Raw genomic sequence first — 23,202 nt, forward strand, 5'->3', positions numbered from 1 at the left:
GGCGGACCGGCGCATTGTTCTGTAGAAGTCTCCGGAAAAGCCCGGAAACTATTGTTTCTGCGGGATAATCAGGCCGCGCCGCGAGCAGCGATGCCCTTTTCGCTGAGGAACGTCTGAAGTTCGCCAGCCTGGAACATTTCGCGGATGATGTCGCAGCCGCCGACGAATTCACCCTTCACGTAGAGCTGCGGTATCGTTGGCCAGTTGGAATAGTCCTTGATGCCCTGGCGAAGCTCGTTCGAGGTGAGGACGTTCACGCCCTTGTAGTCGACGCCGAGATAATCGAGGATTTGCACAACCTGTCCGGAAAAACCGCACTGCGGAAAGCCGGGCGTGCCTTTCATGAAGACGACAACGTCCTGGCTCTTCACTTCGCTGTCGATGTAGTCGTTGATACCGCTCATATCTAACCCTTTCGCGCCTGTAGCAGTCAGGCCGGAAACATGACATTCAAATAAACCCTACGGCGACCCGAAACAAGACGCTTGCGGGCCAAGCAATCGGAAGGGCTTGGAATGTGGTTCTCTTCCGGCGACTGAAAACCGGCTATCTTTTCCAGGCGATCGATGAAACGGGGTGAGCTTGCTGCGGCGCTGGCCGGACTTCTGGTGGTGGCGGTCGCGTCGGTTTGGTGGTTTAGAGAGCCCGAGATGGCGCCTGCTTTACCTATCTCAGAATTGCCGCAGCCTTGCCGGGACCTCGATTTCGAGGGAATCGGCTATGTCGTCTGCGAAATCGATGTCCGCCGCTACGACGTCGACCTCTTTCGCCTCGGTCCCGATGGCAAGCCATTCGGCTCGCTGCGCGCCTTCGACAAATCGAGGGCCGCCGAGGGCAAGCCGGCCCTGCTCGCCATGAATGCCGGCATGTATCATGCTGACCTGACGCCGGTCGGCCTCTTCGCCAGCCGTGGAAAAGTCGAGGCGCCGCTGAACCTCGCGGATGGTGTCGGCAACTTTTTCATGAAGCCGAACGGCGTCTTCTTCATAAACCGGCAAGGGCAGCCCGCGGTTATGGAGACGACGGCTTTCGTTGCGGCAAAGCCGGATGTGACCGGAGCCACGCAGTCGGGTCCCATGCTGGTGATCGACGGTCAGATACATCCGCGGTTCGAGGAAAACGGCGCGTCACGCCTTATCCGAAACGGCGTCGGTGTGCGCGATGCTGACACGGCGATTCTGGCGATTTCCCGGTCGGAAGTCAGCCTCGGCAGCTTCGCGCGGTTCTTCCGCGATGCGCTTGGATGCGCGAATGCGCTGTTCTTCGACGGCGATATTTCAGCGCTGTCCAACGGCAGGGAGACAATTGTCGGCGGCGATTTTCCGGCGGGGCCGATTATCGCCGTGTCCGCGAAGAACGACGCGCCGGGATCTTAAGAGGCGCGGCGGCGTGTCTTGGAACGTGAGCTCACTGTGCGCTTGCGGCTCGTCTGCTTCCTGGCGGGCTTGAGCAGCTTTTCAATGCGGTTCAGCCGTTCGGCGGCGGTCAATGTACGCTTGCGCCGGCGTGCGCGCTTGCCCGTCGCCTTCTTCAGCATGTCCTGCACGACATCGTGGACGACGCTTTTGACGAGATCGCTGACGAAGGACATGCAGCGTTTATTCCGGAATGCTGGTCTGCAGCGCCAGCGCGTGCAGCACACCGCCCATATTGCCCTTCAGGGCGTCGTAGACCATCTGGTGCTGCTGAACGCGCGTCTTGCCGCGAAAGCTCTCGGCAACAACTTCCGCCGCGTAGTGGTCGCCGTCGCCGGCGAGATCGCGAATTGTCACCTTCGCGTCCGGAATGCCATCCTTGATCAGTTTTTCGATTTCGTGGGCATCCATCGCCATAGAAAATTCTCCGTCAGTTGCCCATGAAACCAGGAAACCACGATTCGTGCGCGGTTTTCAGTTCCGATACAGATATCGCACGCGCATTGCCGAGTTTCAATTCTGAGCCGCCGGTGGTGCCAATCCACGGGGCAAAAATGCCGGCTTCCTTGATGCGGGCCATGAAGAGCGCAAAGTCCTCGAGATCGGGGAATTCCTTGACCGTCACGACATAGCGGCCCTGGTCTTCGCCGAAGAACTGCGGGATCGGATCGCCGTCCTCCAACTGGTTGACCGCAGCGCCGATACCCGACGCCATCGCCATTTCCGCGAGCGCTACCGCCAGTCCGCCGTCGGAGACATCGTGCACCGCGGTGGCAATTCCTTCCTGGATCAGTCCGCGCACGAAATCGCCGACCGTTTTCTCATGCGCAAGGTCGACCGGCGGGGGAGGGCCATCGTTTCGGCCATGGATGTCGCGCATATAGATCGACTGACCGAGATGCGTGCCCCACCAGTCCGGCGCGCCGAACAGGAGGATGAGTTCGCCCTCGCCGGCAAAGCCGAGACGTGCCATCTTGGACCAGTCGCGGATCAAACCGACGCCACCGATGGTCGGGGTCGGCAAAATGCCCTGGCCGTTGGTTTCATTGTAAAGCGAGACATTGCCCGAGACGATCGGGAAACCGAGCGCCCGACAGGCTTCGCCGATGCCTTTCACCGCGCCGACCAGTTGCCCCATGATTTCCGGGCGCTCCGGATTGCCGAAATTGAGATTGTCCGTCGCAGCCAGCGGCTCGGCGCCTGTCGCCGTAAGGTTGCGCCAGCACTCGGCCACCGCCTGCTTGCCACCTTCGTAGGGGTCGGCCTCGCAATAGCGCGGCGTCACATCCGAGGAAAAGGCGAGCGCCTTGGTGGCATGACCCTCGACCCGCACGACACCGGCGTCGCCGCCGGGGATTTGCATGGAATTGCCCTGGATCAGCGTGTCGTATTGCTCCCACACCCAGCGCCGGCTGGAGAGATCCGGGCCGCCAAGCATTTTCAGCAGCGCGTCGGCGATGTCGGCCTGCGGAATATCGGTATCCGCGAGCGGCGCCCGCTTCTTCGATTCGACCCATGGCCGGTCATATTCAGGCGCCTGGTCGCCGAGTTCCTTGATCGGCAGGTTGGCGACCTCGTCGCCCTGATGAAGGATACGGAACCGCAAATCGTCGGTCGTCTTGCCGACAATTGCGAAATCGAGGCCCCATTTTCTGAAGATTGCCTCTGCTTCTTCCTCTTTTTCGGGACGCAGCACCATCAGCATGCGTTCCTGGCTTTCCGAAAGCATCATCTCGTAGGCCGACATGCGCTCCTCGCGCACCGGCACCTGGTCGAGGTCGAGTTCGATGCCGAGGTCACCCTTGGCGCCCATCTCGACTGCCGAGCAGGTGAGGCCTGCGGCTCCCATGTCCTGGATGGCGATGACTGCGCCGGACGCCATCAATTCCAGGCAGGCTTCCAGCAGACATTTTTCGGTGAAGGGGTCGCCGACCTGCACGGTCGGGCGCTTCTCGTCGATGTTGTCGTCGAATTCCGCCGACGCCATCGTCGCGCCGCCAACGCCGTCGCGGCCGGTCTTGGCGCCGAGATAGACGACGGGCAGGCCGACGCCCTTGGCTTGCGACAGGAAGATGGCATTGCTCTTTGCCAGGCCCGCGGCAAAGGCGTTGACCAGGATGTTGCCATTGTAGCGGGCGTCGAAATTGACTTCGCCGCCGACCGTCGGCACGCCGAACGAATTGCCGTAGCCGCCAACGCCTGCCACCACGCCGGCAACGAGATGGCGGGTTTTCGGATGGTCCGGCGCGCCGAAGCGCAAGGCGTTCATCGCAGCGATCGGCCGTGCGCCCATCGTGAAGACATCGCGCAGGATGCCGCCGACGCCGGTCGCCGCACCCTGGTAAGGCTCGATGTAGGACGGGTGGTTGTGGCTCTCCATCTTGAAGACCACGCAATCACCATCGCCGATATCCACGACGCCGGCATTCTCGCCCGGGCCCTGGATGACCTGTGGTCCGGTCGTTGGCAGCGTGCGCAGCCATTTCTTCGAGGATTTGTACGAGCAATGCTCGTTCCACATGGCCGAGAAGATGCCGAGTTCCGTGAAAGTCGGTTCGCGCCCGATCAGGTCGAGGATGCGCTGGTACTCGTCGGGCTTCAGCCCATGCGCGGCTATCAGGTCGCCGGTGATCTTGACGTCGTTCGAGATGCTCATCGGTGGCTGTCGATTCCGTTGGCGTGCTGCTGGCGCTCCCTTAGCGCAAGAAGCCGCCGTTTACACCGGCAAAAGATGGAAAAACAACCTTAACGGCAGTCTGATGGATCAGGTGTAGGGATCGTGGCCGATGCCGCCGCTGTCGAGCAGGCGGCGCAGCGCTGTCAGGCCGCCCTCGATCTCGCTCCTGGTTCTCGGCATGGAGAAGGCGAAACGTGCCCGGTGGAAGGCGCGCTCCGGCCGGCCCGATTTGAATTCGTCCTCGTCGTCGATCAGCACGCCTTCGTTTTCAGCCGCTTTCTTGAAATTGCCGGAAAGCCAGGGCTCGGGCAGCTTCATCCACAGAAACGGAATGTCGGGGTGCGAAGCGAAATCCAGGCCGGCGAGATGTTTTCTGGCGAGCGCCTCGCGTGCCGCTATTTCCGCTTTCACTCTGGTGCGCAACGCGGCGGCTTCGCCGGAGAGAATGAGCTTTGCCGCGAGATCGCCGAGCAGGAACGGCATGCCGCCGGTCACCATCTTGTGCGCCGTGGTAATGCGTGCGGCCAGATTTGCCGGGCAGGAAACCCAACCGCCGCGCACGCCGGCCGCCACGGTCTTCGACAGGCTGCCGACGTGGAAGGTTCGTTCCGGCGCCAGTTCTGCCAGCAGGGTAGGGACATCGTCGAGCAGGCTGCCGTAAATGTTGTCCTCGATCAGCCAGACATTGTAATTGCGTGCAATTGCTACAATGTCGCGTCGCTCAGCTTCGGAAATGATGGCCAGCGTCGGATTGTGGATCGTCGGCATCAGGAACACGGCTTTCGGATGCTGCTGGGCGCAGAGACGTTCGAAGCTTTCCGCGTCGATTGTGCCGCTTTCCGATTCAATTGTGACGCCCCGTCGGCCGATCAGATTGGTGCTGCGTGCGATAGAAGAGAAGGTCAGCTGTTCGAAGGCAACCTTATCGCCGGGATTCGTGACGGCGGCGATGACGGCCAGAAGTGCTGCATGCCCGCCGAGCGTGGGCACCACAGTGGCCGCATCCGGCATCCAACTGCCCGTTGAAAGCCAGTTTTTTCCCGCTTCCATCCAGGATGACGGCCATGTCCGCGTGTAAGTGCCGATCTCGTCCGGATGCTCCCGAATGATCCTTGCGGTGAGCTTTTCGAGGATGGCGGCCTGCCCCACGTCCGGAGCCGCGGTGCTGTCCATCCTCAGTTTTCCATGTGCAATATTGCCATGACCTCCCGTCGAGCGGGGCAGCAGAGATTTTGCGTCGATTTCTCCGGGGCCGTCATGGCCAAGCACATATGTGCCGCGGCCGACTTCGCCGCTGACCAGGCCTCGCTCGCGCGCCAGTGCATAGGCGCGTCCGACTGTGCCGATGGTCACCCCGATATCGTAAGCCAGATTGCGTTGCGGCGGTAGCTTCGCGCCTTCGGGAAGCACGCCTGACCCGATGTCGTCCTCGATACGGTTTGCGAGCCGCAGATAGAGAGGGCCGGAGCCTTCGCGAAGATCAGGGATCCAATTTGTCATAGTGACAATTTTGTATATTGCTACAATTTTTGAGTCAAGCGATAAGAATGTACCCTAACATTGTTTGAAAAAGGGCCAATCCAGGAGACAGGATAATGAGTTCAATCGAGGCAATCAATAGTTCGGCTAGAAGGGGCGTTTCTTCAACGCCCGACTTGAAGACGAGCTTTTTCGCGACGGTCCGGGCTGCGTTCGGTCGGCTTGAGCGACAGATCGAAAAGAGGAACAGCCGGCGCCTGCTGCTCGAACTCACCGAACATCAGCTGAAGGATATCGGAATCTCGCGGGCGGACGCGGATGGTGAAGCAGCACGGCGGTTCTGGGATTGATGTGGCGCAAACGGGAAGGGGCGCAGTGCCAGGGCGTCCAGCTTCAGCGGCATCGCACGCGAGAAGCTAATTTTCAACGGACGTCCCTGGGCATTCGCGCGTCGGAACGAAACATGACTGTTAGCGGTATTTTGGCGAGCTTCCTTGCGCGAGTCGACTTGGCGTTTAGCTTATGGAACAGGCTTCCGCCAAAGCAGCTTACCCGTCGCGGCCTGATGGAATTGAGCGACGGACAGTTGATGGAAATCGGTGTGTGCCGCCGCGTATCGGCCGGGACTCAACTTAACCAGTCGCGGCGCAGCTCAAATCGCCGGAACTCCAACGGTTGATGTCGGCCGACACACGCGCGCCGAGTGGTTCGGAGAGCAACGGTCCAAAAACCTCCACCTTGCTGGAACTGCCGCGAGCCTGGACGACCAGCGCCGGAAGGCCGCCGAAATTCTTTGCCGGCACAAGCAGGAAACGCGGTTGGCTGCTCATCGAATTGAGTTCGTTGGCAAACCGGTAGGGGCGGAATGCCTTGTCCTTGCTGGCGAACCAGCATTTGTGGGCCGCAATAGCGGTCTGTTCCATGATCCGAAGCGACGCACTTTTGCCGCTGCCTCCCGACGGAGTTTTTTGCTCGGACTGGCAGGATGCAAGGACAAGTGCGATGCCGGCAAAAATTCCGACGTGGTACGCCCGGCGGGCGGCATTGGCGAAGATCATTGTGAAGCTTTTTCTGGTTTGAATTCCGAGAGGAAAACCTTCAGCCCGTCGGCCATCTCGCTCCAGACACGCGACAACTGCGGATGCTGGATTGCGATGGATTCGTAGGCATTGAATTTCGGGTAGGCGTCGAGCAGATCAGCGCGACCTGTCAACGTGCGGAAATTGTTGAATATGAAGCGGGTCGGGGTCAGCCATGCATCAGCGAAAGTAAGCTGATCGCCGAGCGCATGGGGGCCGAATGCCATGCGGGCTTCGATCGTGCGAAGACCGTGCTTCAGCTTCTTGAACTGCGCATCGATCGCGTCATTGTCACGGGCGGCCGTCGAATAGAGTTCGAACAGCTTCATCGTCGGCACCAGCACGTCGAGGTCGACGATCCGCGCAAACATACGCACCAGCGCGCGGTCTTTTGAATCGGCCGGCAGCAGCGGCGGTTCCGGGAAATGTTCTTCCAGATATTCGGCGATAACGCTCGATTCCACGATGGTGACGCCCGAGCCGGTGATCAGTACTGGGATCCGGTTGAGCGGCGAAATACGGCGAAATTCCTCCGGAATGGGAAAGCCCGGCGGCGGGGTCATGATTTTAAGCGGCGCATCCTTGATGTAGGCGATGGCGCGCACGATGGAGGAGTAGGGAGACAGCGGCCGTGAATAGAGCTTCATGGCCTGACCTTTCGATGAGACGGAGTTGCTTCGCTCAAGCAGCGATCCCAAGGGCGCTTTCGAACAAGGCGCGGCCGTCGGTACCGCCATGCGCAGGTTCGATCAGGTTTTCGGGATGCGGCATCAGGCCGAGCACATTGCCGCGCTCGTTGATGATGCCGGCGATATCGTTGATCGCGCCGTTGGGATTGGTGCCTTCCGCATAGCGGAAGACGATACGGCCGTTGCCTTCGAGGCGGGCAAGCGTCTCCGGGTCCGCGAAATAGTTGCCGTCATGATGGGCGACCGGGCTGCGGATGATCTGTCCGGGCGCATAGCCGCGGGTGAAGGATGTGTTGACGTTTTCAACGCGCAACTTCACTTCGCGGCAGACGAATTTCAAATGATCGTTGCGCATCAGCGCGCCGGGCAGAAGCCCGGCCTCGACCAGGATCTGAAAGCCATTGCAGACGCCCATCACCTGAACGCCCTTTTCGGCCTTTTCAGCGATCGCCCGCATCACCGGCATGCGGGCGGCGATGGCGCCGCAGCGCAGATAATCGCCGTAGGAGAAGCCGCCCGGAATGACGATCAGGTCGACATCCGGAATTTCGGTGTCGGTCTGCCAGACGGTAACCGGCGCGGTTCCGGAAATTTTCGTCAGCGCCGCGATCATGTCGCGATCGCGATTGAGGCCGGGGAGCAGGACTACGGCTGATTTCATGATTTTGGATCGAATGGCCTTTGAAGTTCGGCAAGTTCACGCAGTTCGAGGCGTTGCTCGATGCGGTCGAGGCGATCATCGTGTCGCGCCAAGATGCCATATACGTTGTGAATGTCGGTTTGGATGGCAACGATATGCCCGCGAATGACATTGACCTCGCGTTTCAGCTCGCCAATGTCCTGCCGGGTTTCCGATATCTCATGATGCATTCGCTTCAATAGCTCGTACATCAGTTCATTGGTAACTTCCGCCATCGTGCCTCCGGCACAACCTCAGGTAATGGCCACACTATAGTTCTCAATCACCGTGTTCGCCAGAAGCTTGTCGCACATGGCCTTCAGGTCGGCTTCCGCCTTGGCGCGGTCGGTGCCGTCGACCTCGATATCGAAAACCTTGCCCTGGCGAACCGAGCCGACGCCGGCGAAGCCGAGGCCATCGAGCGCGTGTTCGATGGCCTTGCCCTGCGGGTCGAGCACGCCGTTCTTGAGGGTGACGGTGATGCGGGCCTTGATCAAGTCAGATATTCCCTGCGATTTCTGAAGGAGTTAGTGCGGTTTGCCTTTGCCGCTGTCGGAAGACACCAGGACGGGACCGGAGGGGCGCGGCGGTTCGTTCTCGTTCATGATGCCGAGACGGCGCGCAACTTCCTGATAGGCTTCGACCAGGCCGCCCATGTCCCTGCGGAAACGGTCCTTGTCGAGCTTGTCCTGGGTGGCAACGTCCCACAGGCGGCAGGAATCCGGCGAGATCTCGTCGGCGACGACGATGCGCATCATGTCGCCCTCGAACAGGCGGCCGCATTCGATCTTGAAATCGACGAGCTGGATGCCGACACCGAGGAAGAGGCCGGACAGGAAGTCGTTGACGCGGATGGCGAGCGCCATGATGTCGTCGATTTCCTGCGGGCTCGCCCAGCCGAAGGCTGTGATGTGCTCTTCCGAGACCATCGGATCGTCGAGCGCGTCGGCCTTGTAATAGAACTCGATGATCGAGCGCGGCAGGACGGTGCCTTCCTCCATGCCGAGGCGCTTGGCGAGCGATCCGGCTGCGATGTTGCGCACCACCACCTCGAGCGGAATGATCTCGACTTCCTTGATCAGCTGCTCGCGCATATTGAGCCGGCGGATGAAGTGGGTCGGAATGCCCATCCTGTTGAGGTGGGTGAAGATGTGCTCGGAAATGCGATTGTTGAGCACGCCCTTGCCATCGACGACTTCGTGCTTCTTTTTGTTGAAAGCGGTGGCATCGTCCTTGAAGAACTGGATCAGGGTGCCAGGCTCGGGTCCCTCATAGAGGATTTTGGCCTTGCCTTCGTAGATGCGGCGGCGACGATTCATCGATTGTTTTCTCTGGTTTCAAGGGCATGCGGCAAGCAACCGGTCCCTTTTCTTGCGCGGCAGGGCAGTGCGGCGGAGCTTCTCACGCGCGCTGTCTACCCCAATCGCGGTGATTGCTCAATGCGCAATTGTCTGATGTCAACTGGTTTCCGCCCCAAATGCCGCACCGCACAAAGACATGCTGCATATTGACCGGGCGCGAGGCTTTTGGTTTGTGCAAGGAGAACCCATATTGACGCCGAGGAGTCGGCGGCCACCTCCGGAGGATTGCCATGAGCACGATGAAAGATCGCGAAGAAGGTTTCGAGCGCAAATTCGCCTTCGACGAGGAATTGAAGTTCAAGGCGATTGCTCGTCGCAACAAGCTGCTCGGCCTCTGGGCTGCCGAGAAACTCGGCAAAAGCGGCGCGGATGCCGACGCCTACGCCAAGGAAGTCGTCGTTGCCGACATCGAAGAAGCCGGCGATCACGACGTGTTCCGCAAGGTGCGCAAGGATTTCGACGCTGCCGGCGTCGAGCAGTCCGACCACCAGATTCGCCGCACCATGGAAGAGTTGCTGGCCGAAGCCATTGAGCAGATCAGGAATTCCTGATTCCTCCTGGTACAATCGAAGCTTGCCGAACCGCCCGCAATCCGGGCGGTTTTTTCTTGCCGTTCGGACGGCTTCTGTTTGAATGGCTCGTCTCGATTTTCAGGAATTTCCCAACATGTCCCTGGTTGCGCGCCTCGATGCCGGTGAAACACTGTTTACGGCCTGGTCCGGCGTTCCGGACGCTCTAACGGTCGAAATCGTCGCCAATCAGGGTTTTCACGCCATCACGCTCGACATGCAGCATGGCGGTCATCATGAGGACAGCGTGCTTCGCGGGATCGTGCCGATCCTGAAAGCCGGCAAGCATCCATTGGTCCGCATTCCCGTCGGCCGCTTCGATATGGCGAGCCGGGCGCTCGATTTCGGCGCGGAAGCCGTGATCGCGCCAATGGTCAATTCGGTCGAGGATGCTCGGCGCTTTGCCGCCGCAATGAAATATCCGCCGCTCGGGGAGCGCTCATGGGGCCCAACCTACGCATTTCCGCGCCATGGCAAGGGTACCCAGTCCGACTGGCTGAAAGAGAGCAACCAGCGCACGCTGGCTTTCGCCATGATCGAAACGCGCGCCGCACTCGACGCTCTCGACGGCATCCTAGAAACGCCGGGGATTGATGGGATTTTCCTGGGACCATCCGATTTCTCCATAGCCTGGACGGATGGCGAGACCGTCGATTCCACGCTGGAAAGCATGATGGAAACCATCGAGTCGATCGCCGGGCGGGCGCGGAAGGCCGGAAAACATGCGGCCATCTATGTGATGGAGCCCGCGATTGCCGGCCGCGTCGTGTCGATGGGCTACCAGTTGCTCGCCATGGGATCGGAACACAAGCTCATCTCGCTCGGCGCGGAAAACCTGCTGAAAAGCGTGCGCGAATCGATCGCCTCCTGACTAATGCAATTTCGGCGGCTCCAGTCGCGACAGGAAGTGCGCGAAGGTCATCGAGCCCTCCGGCCAGGGGCCGTGGCCCGAATCGGCGTTCAGGTGGCCGGCCTCTCCCGCGTCGATGAACAATGAACCCCACGCCGCGGCGATGTCCTCGGCGACCTCGAACGTGCTGTAGGGGTCGTTCCGGCTGGCAATGACGACAGACGGAAATGGCAAGGGGTCGCGCGGGTAGGGGCCGAACGTCATCAAATGGCGTGGCCGGATGCTCGGATTGGCGACATCCGGCGGGGCGACGAGGAATGCGCCGGCCACCGGCTTCCTGAATTGCGGGATCGCCTGGATCACCGTCGAGACGCCGAGGGAATGGGCAACGATCACCACCGGCCTCTCGGCGGCATTGACCGCTTGCGCTACATTGGCGGTCCAGTCCTCGCGCACCGGCTTCGTCCACTCGGCCTGTTCGACGCGGCGCGCTGTCGACAGTTTGGCCTCCCAGCGGGTCTGCCAGTGGTCGGGACCGGAATTGGTGTATCCGGGAACGATGAGGATTTCGGCGTCCTTGACTTTCATGGCGCGCATGTAGCCACGACGACGGCGCGATGCAACTGATCTGCTGACCGACTCGTTTCGCGGCCATGCTCCGCACTGAACAGCGTGTTCGCTGTTTCGGTTCTTGCGCAACTTCTGTTCCAGGCCGAATTTAGTGAAAGATATTGCAGAAAATGAGCGGCCACTGGGCTGATGCAAGAGCAGCATTCCAAGCCGGTTATCGCCGAACGGAGCCATCATGAGCCAGTTGCCATTTGCCGCGACCACCCCGATCAGCGTCGCCCGTGTCGGCCTGAAAACCAGGGATGCCGAGACGCTGGCGAGCTATTATCGTGAAATAGTCGGACTGAACGAGCTTTCGCGTTCCAACGGGACGATTTCGCTGGGGGTCGGCACGCGCCCGCTGCTGGTCCTCGAGGCCGATCCTTCGGCGCGCCCGGACGATCCACACAGTGCCGGCCTGTTCCATACTGCGTTCCTTCTGCCGAGCCGCGCCGATCTCGGCCGCTGGGTGAAGCGTGCCATCGAAAAGCGAATTCCCATCGACGGCGCGTCGGACCACCTTGTCAGCGAGGCGCTTTACCTGACCGATCCCGAAGGCAACGGCATCGAGATTTATGCCGACCGCGCCAAGGACACGTGGATGCGAGACGGCGGCGGGGTAGCGATAGCAACCAACAAGCTCGACATCCCGAGTCTCCTTGCGGACGTCCCAGCGGACGATGCAGGATGGCAAGGTGCGCCCGAAAACAGCGTCGTCGGCCATGTGCATCTGAGGGTCGGAGATCCCGTCGTCGCGGAAGAATGGTGGCATTCGCAGTTCGGCTTCGACACGATGGCGAAATATGGCGCGGATGCAGTGTTCCTGGCTTCAGGCGGTTACCACCACCACATCGGCGCTAATTCCTGGCGCAGCCGGGGTGCCGGACCGCGCGACGAAGGCCGAACCGGCCTTGCCTGGGTCGAGATGCGATCGTCGCTGGCGGAAAAGCCATCGGAGTTGCAGGATTCCTGGGGGACGGTGATCCGTACGGTGCCGGGGATGCTGGCCTAGATGCTCATCCGCTACGAAACGCCGGCGGATTTTGACGCGATCCATGAGCTTACGTCGATCGCGTTTAAGTCCATGGCTTTCAGCGATGGCAGCGAAGCCGATATTATTCGGGCGCTTCGTGCCGACGGCGATCTGACGATTTCGCTGGTCGCGGAAGAGAATGGCGAAGTCATTGGCCACGTGGCGTTCTCGCAAGTCACAATCGATGGCTCGCATGGCGGTTGGTTCGGCCTTGGTCCGATAGCTGTCAAACCTGAACTGCAGCGACAGGGCATCGGTAAGGCGCTGATCGCCGAAGGACTGAGACTGCTTGAAGAGCGAGGCGCCAGCGGCTGTGCGCTGATCGGCAATCCGGAGGTCTATAGCCGCGCCGGTTTCGCCAGCGATGGGCAGCTGAAATACCAGGATGTCGATACGAAGTTCGTCCAGCGGATCGTTCTGCGCGGACCGGCCCCAAGTGGGGCGCTAAAGTTCGCGCCGGCCTTCGGAGACTAAGCTTTTCCCCAATGACCGGGCGGCTACTGGCTTTGGATCGACCGAGCCGCATAGCCTGTCAGCAAGCCATGACGCCAGTCGGGCGATCCGCAAGCGACCGCCCGGTCGGCGGCTGCGGCCCAATCATAGCCGACGGTGTGATGGCTGACCGACCAGGTCCCGTTGGTGCGGGTGGCAAGCGCGTAACGGGCGTGCGGGCTGCCGGTGACTGTGAGGCCGGGGAAGGCTTGGACCCCGACACTGCCCGGATTGACGATGACCTGCCGGCCAGACAGCGAGACGACACGCGGGGTGTGGGTATGACCGCACAGCACCAGGCTTGCGTCGAAATCGCCGAGCTTGGCCCTAATCTGGGCTTCATTGGACGGGAAGAAATGCGTGTCGCCGTCCTCTTCTAGGAGGAAGGTTTCGTCGTCGGTGGGGCTGCCGTGACAAAGCAGGATGTCGCCATCGAGGGCCGCGCGTAACGGGAGCCCCGAGAGCCAGGCGAGGGAACCAGCCGAAAGTGTCTCATGCGTGAAGCGGTCTACCGGCTCCATCGTATCGGCAGGCGTCCTGGCAACCGTTCGGTCGTGATTGCCGTGGACGGTCGGCCAGCCCTCGGCGATCAGGTACTGTGCGGTTTCTTCCGGCCAGAGCGGACCGGACAGGCAGTCGCCCAGATTGACGATGACGTCCGGCGCGTTCTGCCTGATGTGCGCATAAACGGCCTCGAGCGCGCGAAGATTGCCGTGAATGTCGGAAACAATCGCCAGCCGCATCGTCAGGCCTCTCCGAAAACCCGCCTGAAAATCGTATCGACATGCTTGGTGTGATAGCCGAGGTCGAATTTTTCGCGAATTTCGGCTTCCGACAATGCGGCTGTCACTTCCTTGTCGGCCAGCAGTTCTTCGAGGAAGTCGGCGCCGTGTTCCCAGACCTTCATGGCGTTGCGCTGCACCAGCCGGTAAGCGTCCTCGCGGCTGACGCCGGCCTGGGTGAGGGCCAGCAACACCCGTTGCGAATGGATGAGGCCGCGGAACTTGTTCATGTTCTTCAGCATGTTGTCGGGGTAGACGAGCAGCTTTTCGATGACGCCGGTCAGCCGGGACAGGGCAAAGTCGAGGGTGATGGTGGCGTCCGGGCCGATCATGCGTTCGACAGACGAATGCGAAATGTCGCGCTCATGCCACAACGCGACGTTTTCCATCGCCGGCATTGCAAAGGCGCGCACCATGCGGGCAAGGCCGGTGAGATTTTCGGTCAGCACCGGATTGCGCTTGTGCGGCATTGCCGACGAACCCTTCTGGCCCGGCGCGAAATATTCCTCGGCTTCCAGTACTTCGGTGCGCTGCAGGTGGCGGATTTCGATCGCCAGGCGCTCGACCGACGAGGCGATGACACCGAGCGTGGCGAAATACATGGCGTGGCGATCGCGCGGGATAACCTGCGTCGACACCGGTTCCGGCTTCAAGCCGAGCTTTTCGGCGACATGTTCCTCGATGCGCGGATCGATGTTGGCGAAGGTGCCGACTGCGCCGGAGATGGCGCAAGTGGCGATCTCTTCGCGAGCGTGGACCAGCCGCTCGCGGCAGCGCGAAAACTCGGCATAGGCCTGGGCCAGCTTGACGCCGAATGTCGTCGGCTCGGCATGGATGCCGTGGCTGCGGCCGATCGTGACGGTATCCTTGTGCTCGAAAGCCCGTTTCTTCAGTGCTGCGAGCAGCCGGTCGAGATCGTCAAGCAGGATGTCGGTGGCGCGGGCAAGCTGCACGCTGAGGCAGGTGTCGAGCACATCGGACGAGGTCATGCCCTGGTGGATGAACCGCGCGTCGGGACCGACGAACTCCGCCAGATGAGTGAGGAAGGCGATAACGTCATGTTTGGTGACGGCTTCGATCTCGTCGATGCGGGCAACATCGAAGGTGGCGGCGCCGCCCTTTTCCCAGATGGTTTTTGCAGCGCTCGCCGGGATGACGCCGAGCTCGGCCAGCGCATCGCAGGCATGCGCCTCGATCTCGAACCAGATGCGGAATTTTGTCTCGGGAGACCAGATGGCGACCATTTCCGGCCGCGAATAGCGCGGGATCATGTCAGGTCCTGAAATCGAGGAAAGGGGACGGGCGCGTCCTAACAGAGGTGCGGCAAATCCTCAACGCGGCATTCTCGCAAACCAGAGGCTGACCGCAAACAACGCGATGAAACCCACGGGAAACAGCAGGCGCACGCCAAGCACGGCGAACTGATAGAGTGCGGCAAGCGTGGTGAAGACCAGCTGGAACACCCAGGTTATGGAGCCGGCGTCGGCATGCCATTCCGAATAATAGGTCCGGTAGTCGAACGCGAAAATGAGCCCGGTGACGGAAACCGTCACCGCCGCGAACGAAAAAAACGCCGCCGCGAAGGCCGCTTCACCCGAACGACCGAGCGAAAGGAACCGAGCCGCAAGCAGCGCCAAAGGGAAGGACAGCGCGCCGCCCAGCGCAAAAAGCACGGCAATCGACTGGATTTTCGCCGATGTCTCCCATTCCTGCATGAGGATGGCGACGAAGGCGCTTGCTGCCATGGCGGCCGCCCAGACCGCGCCGCCGACAAAAGCCTCGACGGGATCAGGCAGCGAGCGCTTCAAGCGCTGGCCGAAGCCTGATCGGGACGCCTCGGGCATTTTGGCGGCCGCGGACTTCACAGGCGCCCCGTCACTGCGATCCACCGATGGTCGGGCCCCTCGAAGCCATATTGCCGAACGGAGATCAGCACGGCGAACACCGGCGCCTCGCCGTCGAAATAAGTCTGGACCCCGCCGATCGAATAGCCGTGCGGGCAGTTGCGGCTCTTCGGGATCGTCTTGTCTTCATGGAGGAGCTTTGTCGTTCCGCCGTCCGTCGGGTCGATGCGCAGCAGCCGAAAGCCGGCGGCCGGGCCCTGGGATTCGCAAACTTCGGAAGCGGTTAGCGGGATTTGCTCCAGCCGGAATTCAAGCGTCGGGTCGATCTGGGGGAAAACCGGCCGCGGGTTGACGACCATGCGAAACGGGTCGGCGTTGAGCTCGGTCGGCGCATTCATGCCGACAGTGTTGCCGCGGTGAGCAGCCAGGACGGCATCGGCCATGATCTTTTCACCGGCGGTACGCGCCTGCGACCGTGCCTTGTCTATGCCCGCGGTTTCATCGTCGAGCCGGACGCGAACCGGCGTGCCCGGAAGGAACTTGTCTGTCGATGTGTCGATGTAGAAACGACTGGCATAGGCAAAGCCGGAACCGTCCTGAATGCCGTATTCCTCGAAGGCGAAGATCTTGCCGTCTTCGCTGAAGCCGAGGATTTCGAGATTGGCGGCGTCGCCCGCATTCGCTGCGGAATGAACGGCGAACTGCGCAAGCAGCATCGTGGCAAACAGGATCCGCATCATTCCCCGCGTAAAAGTCGTCGGCCCGTCACCTATCACGATCAGGCGCCTACGTCGCGCCGTCCGATAGGCGAAACCGGTGCATCCAATTCCCGCCTCAGCCGTTGTTGCAAAGTTTTCAAAGGAGCATGTCATGAGCGACGCCAGCAAAATCCGCGAACATATGGAAGTGATCGGCGCCGACGGCGTCCACGTCGGAACCGTCGACAAGGTCGAGAGCAGCCGGATCAAGTTGACCAAGAAGGATAGCGGCGAAGGCTCCCACAGAGGACATCACCATTATATTTCCACCAGCCTTATCGCGGAGGTCGAAGGAAACAAGGTTCGCCTCTCCGCGAATTCGGATGTCGCGGTGACATTCGAGGAAGAAAAGTAGCGCGCTTTTCCTCACGACCTGGCCCGGCCGCCTTTCCGCGACGACCAGACAGGCAGAAGGTCGCCTTCCGCAGGTGTGGCGGCAAAGATGGCTCGCGCAATGGCGCGGGCAACGGTGGCGCCCGCGGCCGCGTAAAGATCGACTGTCGTGTCGGGCGAGGGCGTGATGCCGCTGGCGCCGGTCGCTACGCCGAACACGAGATCGCCATCGACCGGCGTGTGCGCCGGCCAGATGGCGCGGGCGAAGCCGTCATGCGCTGCCATCGCCAGCCGCTTGGCGTCCGCCTTGGTCAACACCGCGTCGGTGGCGACAATGGCGATGGTGGTGTTGGCGCCGGCACGCATCAGATCCCGGTACTTGATCGACAGGTCCTGAGCGTCCGCCGGGAGTGGCGATGGCAGGCCGAGCCCGCCGAATTCGTCGCCGATTTCGAAGGGTGCTGCCCAGAAATGCCGGGTGCTGCCTATCGTGACGGTGCCGGTCGGATTTGCGGCGACCAGTGCGCCGACCGTGATGCCGCTGTCGAGTTTTGTCGAAGCCGAGCCGAGGCCGCCCTTCAAGCCGGCCGAAAGCGCGCCCGTGCCGGCGCCAACGGTGCCGATGTCGAAATCGCGCGATGCGGCCTGCGCGGCCTCGTAGCCAAGCTCGCGATAGGGCGGGTAGCGGCCCCAATCCTTGTTGCCGCCGTTGACGAGATCGAACAGGATCGCCGCTGGCACGAGGGGAATATGCACGCCGCGGACTTCGAAACCGGCGCCTTTCTCCCGCAACGCCGCCTGCACGCCCGATGCCGCGTCGAGGCCGAAGGCCGAGCCGCCTGCCAGCACCAGTGCATCGATCGCCTGGACCGAATTGTGCGGCTCGAGCAGATCGGTCTCGCGCGTGCCGGGTGCGCCGCCCAGAACCTGAACCCCCGCGACCGCCGGTTCGTCGCAGATCAGCACGGTGACGCCCGACTTGAGCGATGCGTCGGCGGCATTGCCGACCGAAAGGCCGGCGACATCGGTGATCAGATTGCGCGGCCCGGTACGGAATGGCATTTCTACTTCACCTCGGCAAATCGGGTCCCGTCGAACCGGAACAGGCGATAGGGGTTTTGGTTGAGGTCGCCCTTGGCGTCGAAACGGATTTTGCCAAGCGCGGTCTGGAATTCGTCGACGCCGAGACGCTCGCTGGGCGACGTGCTTGCGCCGGCAAGGACCGTCGCTGCTATTTCCACCGCGGCATAGGCCGGCAGCACATAACCCTCCGGGATGATTTCCTCGGCCTTGAGCGCGGCAATCGCGTCGGGCGATGCGACCTCTGCGGGCTCGGGCAGCCCAACCATCAGTGTCCCCGCCTGTAAGGGGGTATCGCCGGCTGCCGCGCGAAGCGCCTCGCCGCCAGCAAGCGTCACATTCATGCCGAGCCCCTTGGCGTCGCGGCCAATGATGGCGACGTCGTCGCGGTCGCCGCCGACAAAGACATGCGTGGCGCCGGCCTTGCGCAACCGGCCGACGAGGCCGACCTGATTATCGAGCTCGGGGCGAAAAGTATCAACGAAGACAGGCTTTAACGCATTTTCTTCGGCCGCCGCGCGAACGCTTTCGGCAAGTTCCCGACCGTAGATGGTGCCGTCGTCGATGATGGCGAAAAGTTCGCTCCGCCACAGCGGCGGGATCAGCGCACGCGCCGCCTGCTGTTCGCTGTCGGCGCGGGGCCCCAGCCGGAACACTGGCCAACCGGTCTTTTCGCGGCGATCGGTAAGGCTGTCTGTGCGCACGCCGACGGTGATGACCGGAATGCCGGCCTGCTTCAGCGTTGGCATGGCGGCTTCGAGCGCTTCGGCGCAGAGGAAGCCGACGACAATCTTGACCTCGGCCGCGACGAATTTTTGGGCCGCGGCCGCGCCACCTTCGGCGCTGCAAGCGTCGTCTACGATCTCCAGCCTGACGCCCGATTTTCCGGCGGCGGAACTGGCGCCCGCCCGAACCTGAACGCCCAGAAGCTCGGATGTCCCGCTGAGCGGAGCGGCGACGCCAACCTCCGCCGCATTGGCGATTGCCGGCAACAGCACGGAAAACGCCAGAAATCCGGCGGCGCAGAGCCGGGTCGGGTGTGTTCGCGATGTTATCGTGATCTTGCGGTTCGCCATGTCGAGCAACAGGTAAAGTGTGGTGGAGCAGGGCGCAACACGGGAATATTTGGGAGGCGGCGTGGCGGGCTGTTTGCCAGCGAAACGCTGCCCCTCACCCGGGCCCTCTCCCCGTGAAGGACGGGGAGAGGGGGATTGACACGTTGTTGTCTCCACCTGTCTCCCTCCCCTGGGGAGGGTGGCCCGCAGGGCCGGGTAGGGTGATGGCTGATGTGCGGATATCGCCCCCTCCGCCTTCCCTTCGACAAGCTCAGGGTCGGCACCTCCCCCATCGAGGGGGAGGAGGGGCGGCGGCGTTGCGGCCAGCCTCCTTTGCCCCGTTTTAGAAGAGAGGGCGCGCAGGTGTTGAAGCTTCCGCCTTCGCCCCGCTTGCGGGGAGAAGGTGCCGGCAGGCGGATGAGGGGCAACTTTCATCACAAGCGTCTCCATCGCCACGCCCCGTTTCCGGTCTGGCCATTGGGTGGAAAGAAAGTGGGAAGCGGGGCGCTGGGTCAGCACCTCGTAAGTAAGTAATCTGGCGCCTTCCCAGCGCCCCGCCGGCGTTTTTCGGCCATCCCATCTCCCAACATCGGACCTTCCGGTATGCACCGGTGGTTTCTACGTGTCAGCGCCAGATCATACCGCGCCTGGTTCCCGTCAACGCGGGAAATCGTAGAGACTCTGGGACAGCCCTTCGTCTCCACGGCCACGTTAGCCGCTTGCCCGAAGCGCCGGTTCCTCCCCGCAAACCACCGTCATGATCGGCGTTCCCGCAGGAGAAACTGCCGATGAGTATGCGGCAGCCCGAAAGGGGTGTGGACAAAACAAAATGAAAGATTGCTGACAGATGCTGACAATGTATGGGTTCCGCACGGTTCCGCATGCGGTGGCGTTCCATGCTTGTGACATTGGCCCGTAACCTTATATACGGGAGCGGGAGCTCGCTTTTTTGGAATTTCGCCAGTGCTCAAGATGAACGAGGTCGGGCCGCAGGCCTATCGTGACGCGATGGCGCGTTTCGCGGGTGCGGTTCACATCATCACCACCGATGGCGCGGCCGGAAAACGCGGTGTCACGGTGATTGCCGCCTGTTCCGTTTCGGATTCGCCGCCGACCGTGCTTGCCTGTCTCAACCGCGAGAACCCCAACAATGCCTGTTTTGTCGCCAATGGCAGGTTTGCGCTCAACACGCTGGCCGCCGACCAGCAGGACCTGTCGGAGGCGTTTTCAGGCCTGACCGGCCTGCCGACGCAGGAGCGGTTCAAGCTAGGTCATTGGGACACAATAACCACCGGCGCGCCGACGCTGCGCGAAGCGATCGCCGTGTTCGACTGCGAACTGATCGACAGCAAGGATCTGGCGACCCACCGTGTGCTATTTGGCAAGGTGACAGGGTTGCGCATCGGCGATAATTTGCGGCCGCTGCTTTACCATGATCGCGCCTATCACGTGCTCTGAGAGACCGTTTGGAAATGCATGATGGCGGGCTGCAAATGGCAATTTCTGCGCTTCCGGTGCTCGCGTACCTGAATGTACGCTGCGCTCCGGTTCTCGAAATAACCATTTTCGCTACGCCCTGACGCATTTCAAACGGTCTCTGACACGGCGGCCGATCCCTCCGGAGACGAAATGTCCGATCCGAAACCGCGCGGCCTGCCGCAATCGATCGATGAGACGCTGGCGCTGCTGACCAGCGCCGACTATGTCGCAGACCGCGCGCTGGCGACGGTGCTTTTCCTCAGCCTGCGCATGGGCAGGCCGCTTTTCCTTGAAGGCGAGGCGGGGGTCGGCAAGACCGAGATCGCCAAGGTGCTCGCGGCAGCACTTGGGCGCAGGCTGATCCGGCTTCAGTGCTATGAAGGGCTCGACGTCTCGTCGGCGGTCTATGAGTGGAACTACGCCGCCCAGATGATCGAGATCCGGATGGAAGAGGCTGCTGGAGCAGTCGACCGCAAGGATATGGAAAAGAACGTCTTTTCCGAAAAGTACCTTATACGCCGGCCGGTGCTCGACGCCCTCACGGGCAAGAAGGGGGCAGCCCCTGTCTTCCTGATCGACGAACTCGACCGCACCGACGAGGCATTCGAGGCGTTCCTTCTCGAAATCCTCTCAGACTTCCAGGTGACAGTGCCCGAACTCGGCACCATCAAGGCGGAAGAAGCGCCGATCGTCATCATCACCACCAATCGCACGCGCGAAATCCACGACGCGCTGAAGCGGCGCTGCCTCTACCACTGGGTCGACTACCCCGATGCGGTGCGGGAACTGGAAATCGTGCGCCGCAAGGTGCCGGAGGCGAACCAGCGGCTTTCGGCCGAGGTGGTGCGCTTCATCCAGAAGCTGCGGGAGCTGGAGCTTTTCAAGGTGCCGGGCGTGGCCGAAACGATCGACTGGGCCGGTGCGCTGACCGAACTCGACAAGGTGGCGCTCGATCCGGAAACTGTTTCCGACACGATCGGCGTCCTGTTGAAATACCAGGACGACATCGCCCGCATCGCGCAAGGCGAAGGCAGGCGTATCCTCAACGAGGTGAAGGCGGAGCTTTCCGCCGCGGCGGAGTGAGCAAAATGCTTGAAGACTGGCTGCAAACGGCAATTTCTGCGCTTCCGGTGCTCACGTACCAAAATGTACGCTCCGCTCCGGTTCTCGAAATCACCGTTTTCGCCGCGTCTTGAAGCATTTTGCGTCGGCCCCAGCATGGAAAACGTCCACGCTCGCTCAAACCTAGCCAAGCCCGACGGCCGCATCGCCGACAATATCGTCTATTTCGCCCGCGCGCTCAGAAAGGCCGGCATGCGGGTGGGGCCGGCTTCGGTGAAGGATGCGATCGAAGCGGTGCTGGCCGCCGGCATCGGCAACCGCGATGATTTTTACTGGACGCTGCATGCGGTGCTGGTGTCGAGGCACGAGGACCACGCGACGTTCGACGAAGCGTTCCGGCTGTTCTGGAAATCACGCGAGCTGATCGAGAAGATGCTGGCGATGTTTTCGCCGGTGGCGCCCGACAACCGCGAGAAGCAGAAGCCGCGGGCGGCGGAATCGCGGGTCGCCGACGCCATGTTCGAAGGCCACAACAAGAACCGGAAGCCGCAGGAGGTTCCCGAGGTCGAGGTCGACGCGCGCTTCACCTTTTCCGGCAACGAGGTGCTGCGCGGCAAGGATTTCGCGCAGATGAGCGCTGCCGAGATCGCCGACGCGAAGCGGGCGATTGCCGAACTCAGGCTGCCATTCGACATGGTGCGGACGCGCCGCTTCAGGCCGGATCCGCACGGCCGGCGAGCCGATCCGCGCGCCATGATGCGCTCCGCGCTTAGAACCGGCGGCGATCTGATCGTGCCGAAATTCCGCTCGCCGCGCGAGATGCATCCGCCGCTGGTCGTGCTTGCCGACATTTCCGGCTCGATGAGCCAGTATACCCGTATCTTCCTGCACTTCCTGCACGCGCTGGCGGAGAAGCGGCGGCGCGTCCACACCTTCGTATTCGGCACAAGGCTGACCAACCTAACGCGGCAGATGCGCCACCGCGATCCCGACGAAGCGCTGGCCAACTGCTCGAGCGCGGTGAAGGATTGGTCGGGCGGCACCCGCATCGGCGACACGCTGGCCGAGTTCAACCGGCTATGGTCGAGGCGCGTGCTGGGGCAGGGCGCGGTGGTGCTGTTGATCACCGATGGACTGGAGCGCGACGATGTAGCCGGGCTTGCCGAGGAGATGGAGAGGTTGAAAAAATCCTGCCGGCGGCTGATCTGGCTGAACCCGTTGCTGCGCTTCGACGGTTTCGAGGCGCGTGCCCGCGGCGTGCGCACGATGCTGCCTTATGTGGACGAGTTCCGGCCGGTGCACAACCTCAACGCGCTCTCCGACCTGGTAGCCTCGCTGGGGGCTGCGAGGACGCGCGGCAGCGACCCCAGGCTGTGGCTTGGCAATCGGCGCGCGGCGTGACCATATTTCCGGTGAGGAGATTTTTTGCCATGGACAACCCGACAGCACTCGACGAGAGCCGCGATCCCCTGATCATCGCTGAAAACTGGATGAAGGACGGCAAGGACGTCGCCATCGCGACGGTGGTCGAGACGTGGGGTTCGGCGCCGCGGCCGGTCGGCAGCCACCTGGTCATCGACGCGGAGGGAAATTTCCACGGCTCCGTCTCCGGCGGCTGCGTCGAGGGCGCGGTGGTTTCGGAAGCCGTCGACATCATCGGAAGCGGCAAAGCGAAAATGCTGGAATTCGGCGTCGCCGACGAAACGGCCTGGCAGGTGGGCTTGTCCTGCGGCGGGCGCATCAAGGTCTATGTGGAGCGCTTAGGTTAAAACGTATGGAATTTTGTGTCGTGTTCCTTCGCGCCCCCCTCTGTCCTGCCGGACATCTCCCCCACAGGTCGGGAGATCACGCGCGTCAGCCTTTGCGGCTAGCCAATC

General features: G+C 61.8%; 29 protein-coding genes. 11 read left to right on the forward strand and 18 right to left on the reverse strand.

Going from position 1 to position 23,202, the window contains the following annotated elements; all coding sequences use genetic code 11:
• Window positions 1–68 precede the first annotated feature (68 nt).
• Window positions 69–404 carry a Grx4 family monothiol glutaredoxin gene (gene grxD / locus F3H98_RS11585; protein ID WP_149760286.1) on the reverse strand — a complete coding sequence of 112 codons (336 nt, stop codon included), beginning with the start codon at window positions 402–404 and terminating at the stop codon, window positions 69–71.
• Between the two features lie 162 nt (window positions 405–566).
• Between grxD and F3H98_RS11590 the strand changes: the two genes are divergently transcribed.
• A complete protein-coding gene (locus F3H98_RS11590; RefSeq protein WP_149760287.1) occupies window positions 567–1,376 on the forward strand; it encodes a phosphodiester glycosidase family protein in 810 nt (269 codons plus the stop codon).
• Here the strand turns inward: F3H98_RS11590 and F3H98_RS11595 are convergent.
• The 4 genes from F3H98_RS11595 to F3H98_RS11610 form a co-directional block, all read right to left on the reverse strand.
• Window positions 1,373–1,591, reverse strand: a complete 219-nt coding sequence (locus F3H98_RS11595) for a hypothetical protein (protein WP_149760288.1) — start codon at window positions 1,589–1,591, stop codon at window positions 1,373–1,375. The genes F3H98_RS11590 and F3H98_RS11595 overlap by 4 nt on opposite strands.
• Before the next feature lie 7 nt (window positions 1,592–1,598).
• On the reverse strand, window positions 1,599–1,832 hold the full coding sequence (locus F3H98_RS11600) for a BolA/IbaG family iron-sulfur metabolism protein (RefSeq protein WP_149760289.1): 234 nt from the start codon (window positions 1,830–1,832) through the stop codon (window positions 1,599–1,601).
• Window positions 1,833–1,845: 13 nt separating this feature from the next.
• Window positions 1,846–4,071 carry a phosphoribosylformylglycinamidine synthase subunit PurL gene (gene purL, locus F3H98_RS11605; RefSeq protein WP_149760290.1) on the reverse strand — a complete coding sequence of 742 codons (2,226 nt, stop codon included), beginning with the start codon at window positions 4,069–4,071 and terminating at the stop codon, window positions 1,846–1,848.
• Between the two features lie 108 nt (window positions 4,072–4,179).
• On the reverse strand, window positions 4,180–5,592 hold the full coding sequence (locus tag F3H98_RS11610; protein WP_149760291.1) for an aminotransferase-like domain-containing protein: 1,413 nt from the start codon (window positions 5,590–5,592) through the stop codon (window positions 4,180–4,182).
• Window positions 5,593–5,687: 95 nt separating this feature from the next.
• Between F3H98_RS11610 and F3H98_RS11615 the strand changes: the two genes are divergently transcribed.
• Entirely contained in the window at window positions 5,688–5,921 is a 234-nt protein-coding gene (locus tag F3H98_RS11615; RefSeq protein WP_149760292.1) for a DUF1127 domain-containing protein, read from the forward strand.
• 282 nt (window positions 5,922–6,203) lie between these two features.
• On the opposite strand, the gene F3H98_RS11620 is transcribed toward F3H98_RS11615, so the two are convergent.
• Genes F3H98_RS11620 through purC form a run of 6 tightly spaced genes read right to left on the reverse strand, consistent with a single transcriptional unit; the run spans window position 6,204 to window position 9,337 of the window.
• Window positions 6,204–6,629: a hypothetical protein gene (locus F3H98_RS11620; protein WP_244621674.1), complete on the reverse strand. Its 426-nt coding sequence runs from the start codon at window positions 6,627–6,629 to the stop codon at window positions 6,204–6,206.
• Window positions 6,626–7,297, reverse strand: coding sequence for a glutathione S-transferase family protein (locus F3H98_RS11625; RefSeq protein ID WP_149760293.1), 672 nt, complete (start codon window positions 7,295–7,297; stop codon window positions 6,626–6,628). The genes F3H98_RS11620 and F3H98_RS11625 overlap by 4 nt, the downstream gene beginning before the upstream one ends.
• 34 nt (window positions 7,298–7,331) lie before the next feature.
• Window positions 7,332–8,000 (reverse strand): phosphoribosylformylglycinamidine synthase subunit PurQ, encoded by a 669-nt coding sequence (gene purQ / locus F3H98_RS11630; RefSeq protein WP_149760294.1) that lies wholly within the window; start codon window positions 7,998–8,000, stop codon window positions 7,332–7,334.
• Window positions 7,997–8,254: a hypothetical protein gene (locus F3H98_RS11635; protein ID WP_149760295.1), complete on the reverse strand. Its 258-nt coding sequence runs from the start codon at window positions 8,252–8,254 to the stop codon at window positions 7,997–7,999. The genes purQ and F3H98_RS11635 overlap by 4 nt, the downstream gene beginning before the upstream one ends.
• 18 nt (window positions 8,255–8,272) lie before the next feature.
• On the reverse strand, window positions 8,273–8,515 hold the full coding sequence (gene purS / locus F3H98_RS11640; RefSeq protein WP_149760296.1) for a phosphoribosylformylglycinamidine synthase subunit PurS: 243 nt from the start codon (window positions 8,513–8,515) through the stop codon (window positions 8,273–8,275).
• A gap of 30 nt (window positions 8,516–8,545) precedes the next feature.
• Window positions 8,546–9,337: a phosphoribosylaminoimidazolesuccinocarboxamide synthase gene (gene purC / locus F3H98_RS11645; protein ID WP_149760297.1), complete on the reverse strand. Its 792-nt coding sequence runs from the start codon at window positions 9,335–9,337 to the stop codon at window positions 8,546–8,548.
• A 272-nt stretch (window positions 9,338–9,609) separates the two neighbouring features.
• Between purC and F3H98_RS11650 the strand changes: the two genes are divergently transcribed.
• The gene (locus tag F3H98_RS11650) at window positions 9,610–9,930 is read left to right on the forward strand and encodes a DUF1476 domain-containing protein (RefSeq protein ID WP_149760298.1); all 321 of its coding nucleotides are present in this window, start codon (window positions 9,610–9,612) and stop codon (window positions 9,928–9,930) included.
• A 115-nt stretch (window positions 9,931–10,045) separates the two neighbouring features.
• Window positions 10,046–10,819, forward strand: a complete 774-nt coding sequence (locus tag F3H98_RS11655; protein WP_149760299.1) for an HpcH/HpaI aldolase family protein — start codon at window positions 10,046–10,048, stop codon at window positions 10,817–10,819.
• Here the strand turns inward: F3H98_RS11655 and F3H98_RS11660 are convergent, their stop codons facing one another.
• Window positions 10,820–11,386, reverse strand: a complete 567-nt coding sequence (locus tag F3H98_RS11660) for an RBBP9/YdeN family alpha/beta hydrolase (protein WP_149760363.1) — start codon at window positions 11,384–11,386, stop codon at window positions 10,820–10,822.
• A 217-nt stretch (window positions 11,387–11,603) separates the two neighbouring features.
• Between F3H98_RS11660 and F3H98_RS11665 the strand changes: the two genes are divergently transcribed.
• Together F3H98_RS11665 and F3H98_RS11670 are read left to right on the forward strand one after the other, a co-directional pair.
• Window positions 11,604–12,419, forward strand: coding sequence for a VOC family protein (locus F3H98_RS11665; protein ID WP_149760300.1), 816 nt, complete (start codon window positions 11,604–11,606; stop codon window positions 12,417–12,419).
• Entirely contained in the window at window positions 12,420–12,914 is a 495-nt protein-coding gene (locus F3H98_RS11670) for a GNAT family N-acetyltransferase (RefSeq protein ID WP_149760301.1), read from the forward strand.
• 23 nt (window positions 12,915–12,937) lie between these two features.
• On the opposite strand, the gene F3H98_RS11675 is transcribed toward F3H98_RS11670, so the two are convergent.
• From F3H98_RS11675 to F3H98_RS11690, 4 genes are read right to left on the reverse strand one after another with little or no spacing between them, the layout of a single operon-like run.
• Window positions 12,938–13,675, reverse strand: a complete 738-nt coding sequence (locus F3H98_RS11675) for a metallophosphoesterase family protein (RefSeq protein WP_149760302.1) — start codon at window positions 13,673–13,675, stop codon at window positions 12,938–12,940.
• A 2-nt stretch (window positions 13,676–13,677) separates the two neighbouring features.
• Window positions 13,678–14,985 (reverse strand): adenylosuccinate lyase, encoded by a 1,308-nt coding sequence (gene purB / locus F3H98_RS11680; protein WP_149760303.1) that lies wholly within the window; start codon window positions 14,983–14,985, stop codon window positions 13,678–13,680.
• Between the two features lie 60 nt (window positions 14,986–15,045).
• A complete protein-coding gene (locus F3H98_RS11685) occupies window positions 15,046–15,558 on the reverse strand; it encodes a hypothetical protein (RefSeq protein WP_244621675.1) in 513 nt (170 codons plus the stop codon).
• Window positions 15,559–15,575: 17 nt separating this feature from the next.
• Window positions 15,576–16,295 (reverse strand): DUF2259 domain-containing protein, encoded by a 720-nt coding sequence (locus F3H98_RS11690; protein WP_149760365.1) that lies wholly within the window; start codon window positions 16,293–16,295, stop codon window positions 15,576–15,578.
• A 133-nt stretch (window positions 16,296–16,428) separates the two neighbouring features.
• On the opposite strand from F3H98_RS11690, the gene F3H98_RS11695 reads away from it, so the two are divergent.
• Entirely contained in the window at window positions 16,429–16,671 is a 243-nt protein-coding gene (locus F3H98_RS11695) for a DUF2171 domain-containing protein (protein WP_149760304.1), read from the forward strand.
• 11 nt (window positions 16,672–16,682) lie between these two features.
• On the opposite strand, the gene F3H98_RS11700 is transcribed toward F3H98_RS11695, so the two are convergent.
• Window positions 16,683–17,711 (reverse strand): P1 family peptidase, encoded by a 1,029-nt coding sequence (locus tag F3H98_RS11700; protein WP_149760305.1) that lies wholly within the window; start codon window positions 17,709–17,711, stop codon window positions 16,683–16,685.
• 2 nt (window positions 17,712–17,713) lie between these two features.
• Complete coding sequence (locus tag F3H98_RS11705) at window positions 17,714–18,805, reverse strand: branched-chain amino acid ABC transporter substrate-binding protein (RefSeq protein ID WP_149760306.1); 1,092 nt, start codon at window positions 18,803–18,805, stop codon at window positions 17,714–17,716.
• Between the two features lie 942 nt (window positions 18,806–19,747).
• Between F3H98_RS11705 and F3H98_RS11710 the strand changes: the two genes are divergently transcribed.
• The 4 genes from F3H98_RS11710 (at window position 19,748) to F3H98_RS11725 (ending at window position 23,094) form a co-directional block, all read left to right on the forward strand.
• On the forward strand, window positions 19,748–20,242 hold the full coding sequence (locus tag F3H98_RS11710) for a flavin reductase (protein ID WP_149760307.1): 495 nt from the start codon (window positions 19,748–19,750) through the stop codon (window positions 20,240–20,242).
• Between the two features lie 171 nt (window positions 20,243–20,413).
• Window positions 20,414–21,346 carry an AAA family ATPase gene (locus F3H98_RS11715; protein WP_149760308.1) on the forward strand — a complete coding sequence of 311 codons (933 nt, stop codon included), beginning with the start codon at window positions 20,414–20,416 and terminating at the stop codon, window positions 21,344–21,346.
• A 135-nt stretch (window positions 21,347–21,481) separates the two neighbouring features.
• A complete protein-coding gene (locus F3H98_RS11720; protein WP_149760309.1) occupies window positions 21,482–22,726 on the forward strand; it encodes a vWA domain-containing protein in 1,245 nt (414 codons plus the stop codon).
• A 29-nt stretch (window positions 22,727–22,755) separates the two neighbouring features.
• Window positions 22,756–23,094 carry an XdhC family protein gene (locus F3H98_RS11725; RefSeq protein WP_149760310.1) on the forward strand — a complete coding sequence of 113 codons (339 nt, stop codon included), beginning with the start codon at window positions 22,756–22,758 and terminating at the stop codon, window positions 23,092–23,094.
• Window positions 23,095–23,202 lie beyond the last annotated feature (108 nt).

It is taken from the genome of Neomesorhizobium albiziae (assembly GCF_900114255.1).
GTDB classification, from domain to species: domain Bacteria; phylum Pseudomonadota; class Alphaproteobacteria; order Rhizobiales; family Rhizobiaceae; genus Neomesorhizobium; species Neomesorhizobium albiziae.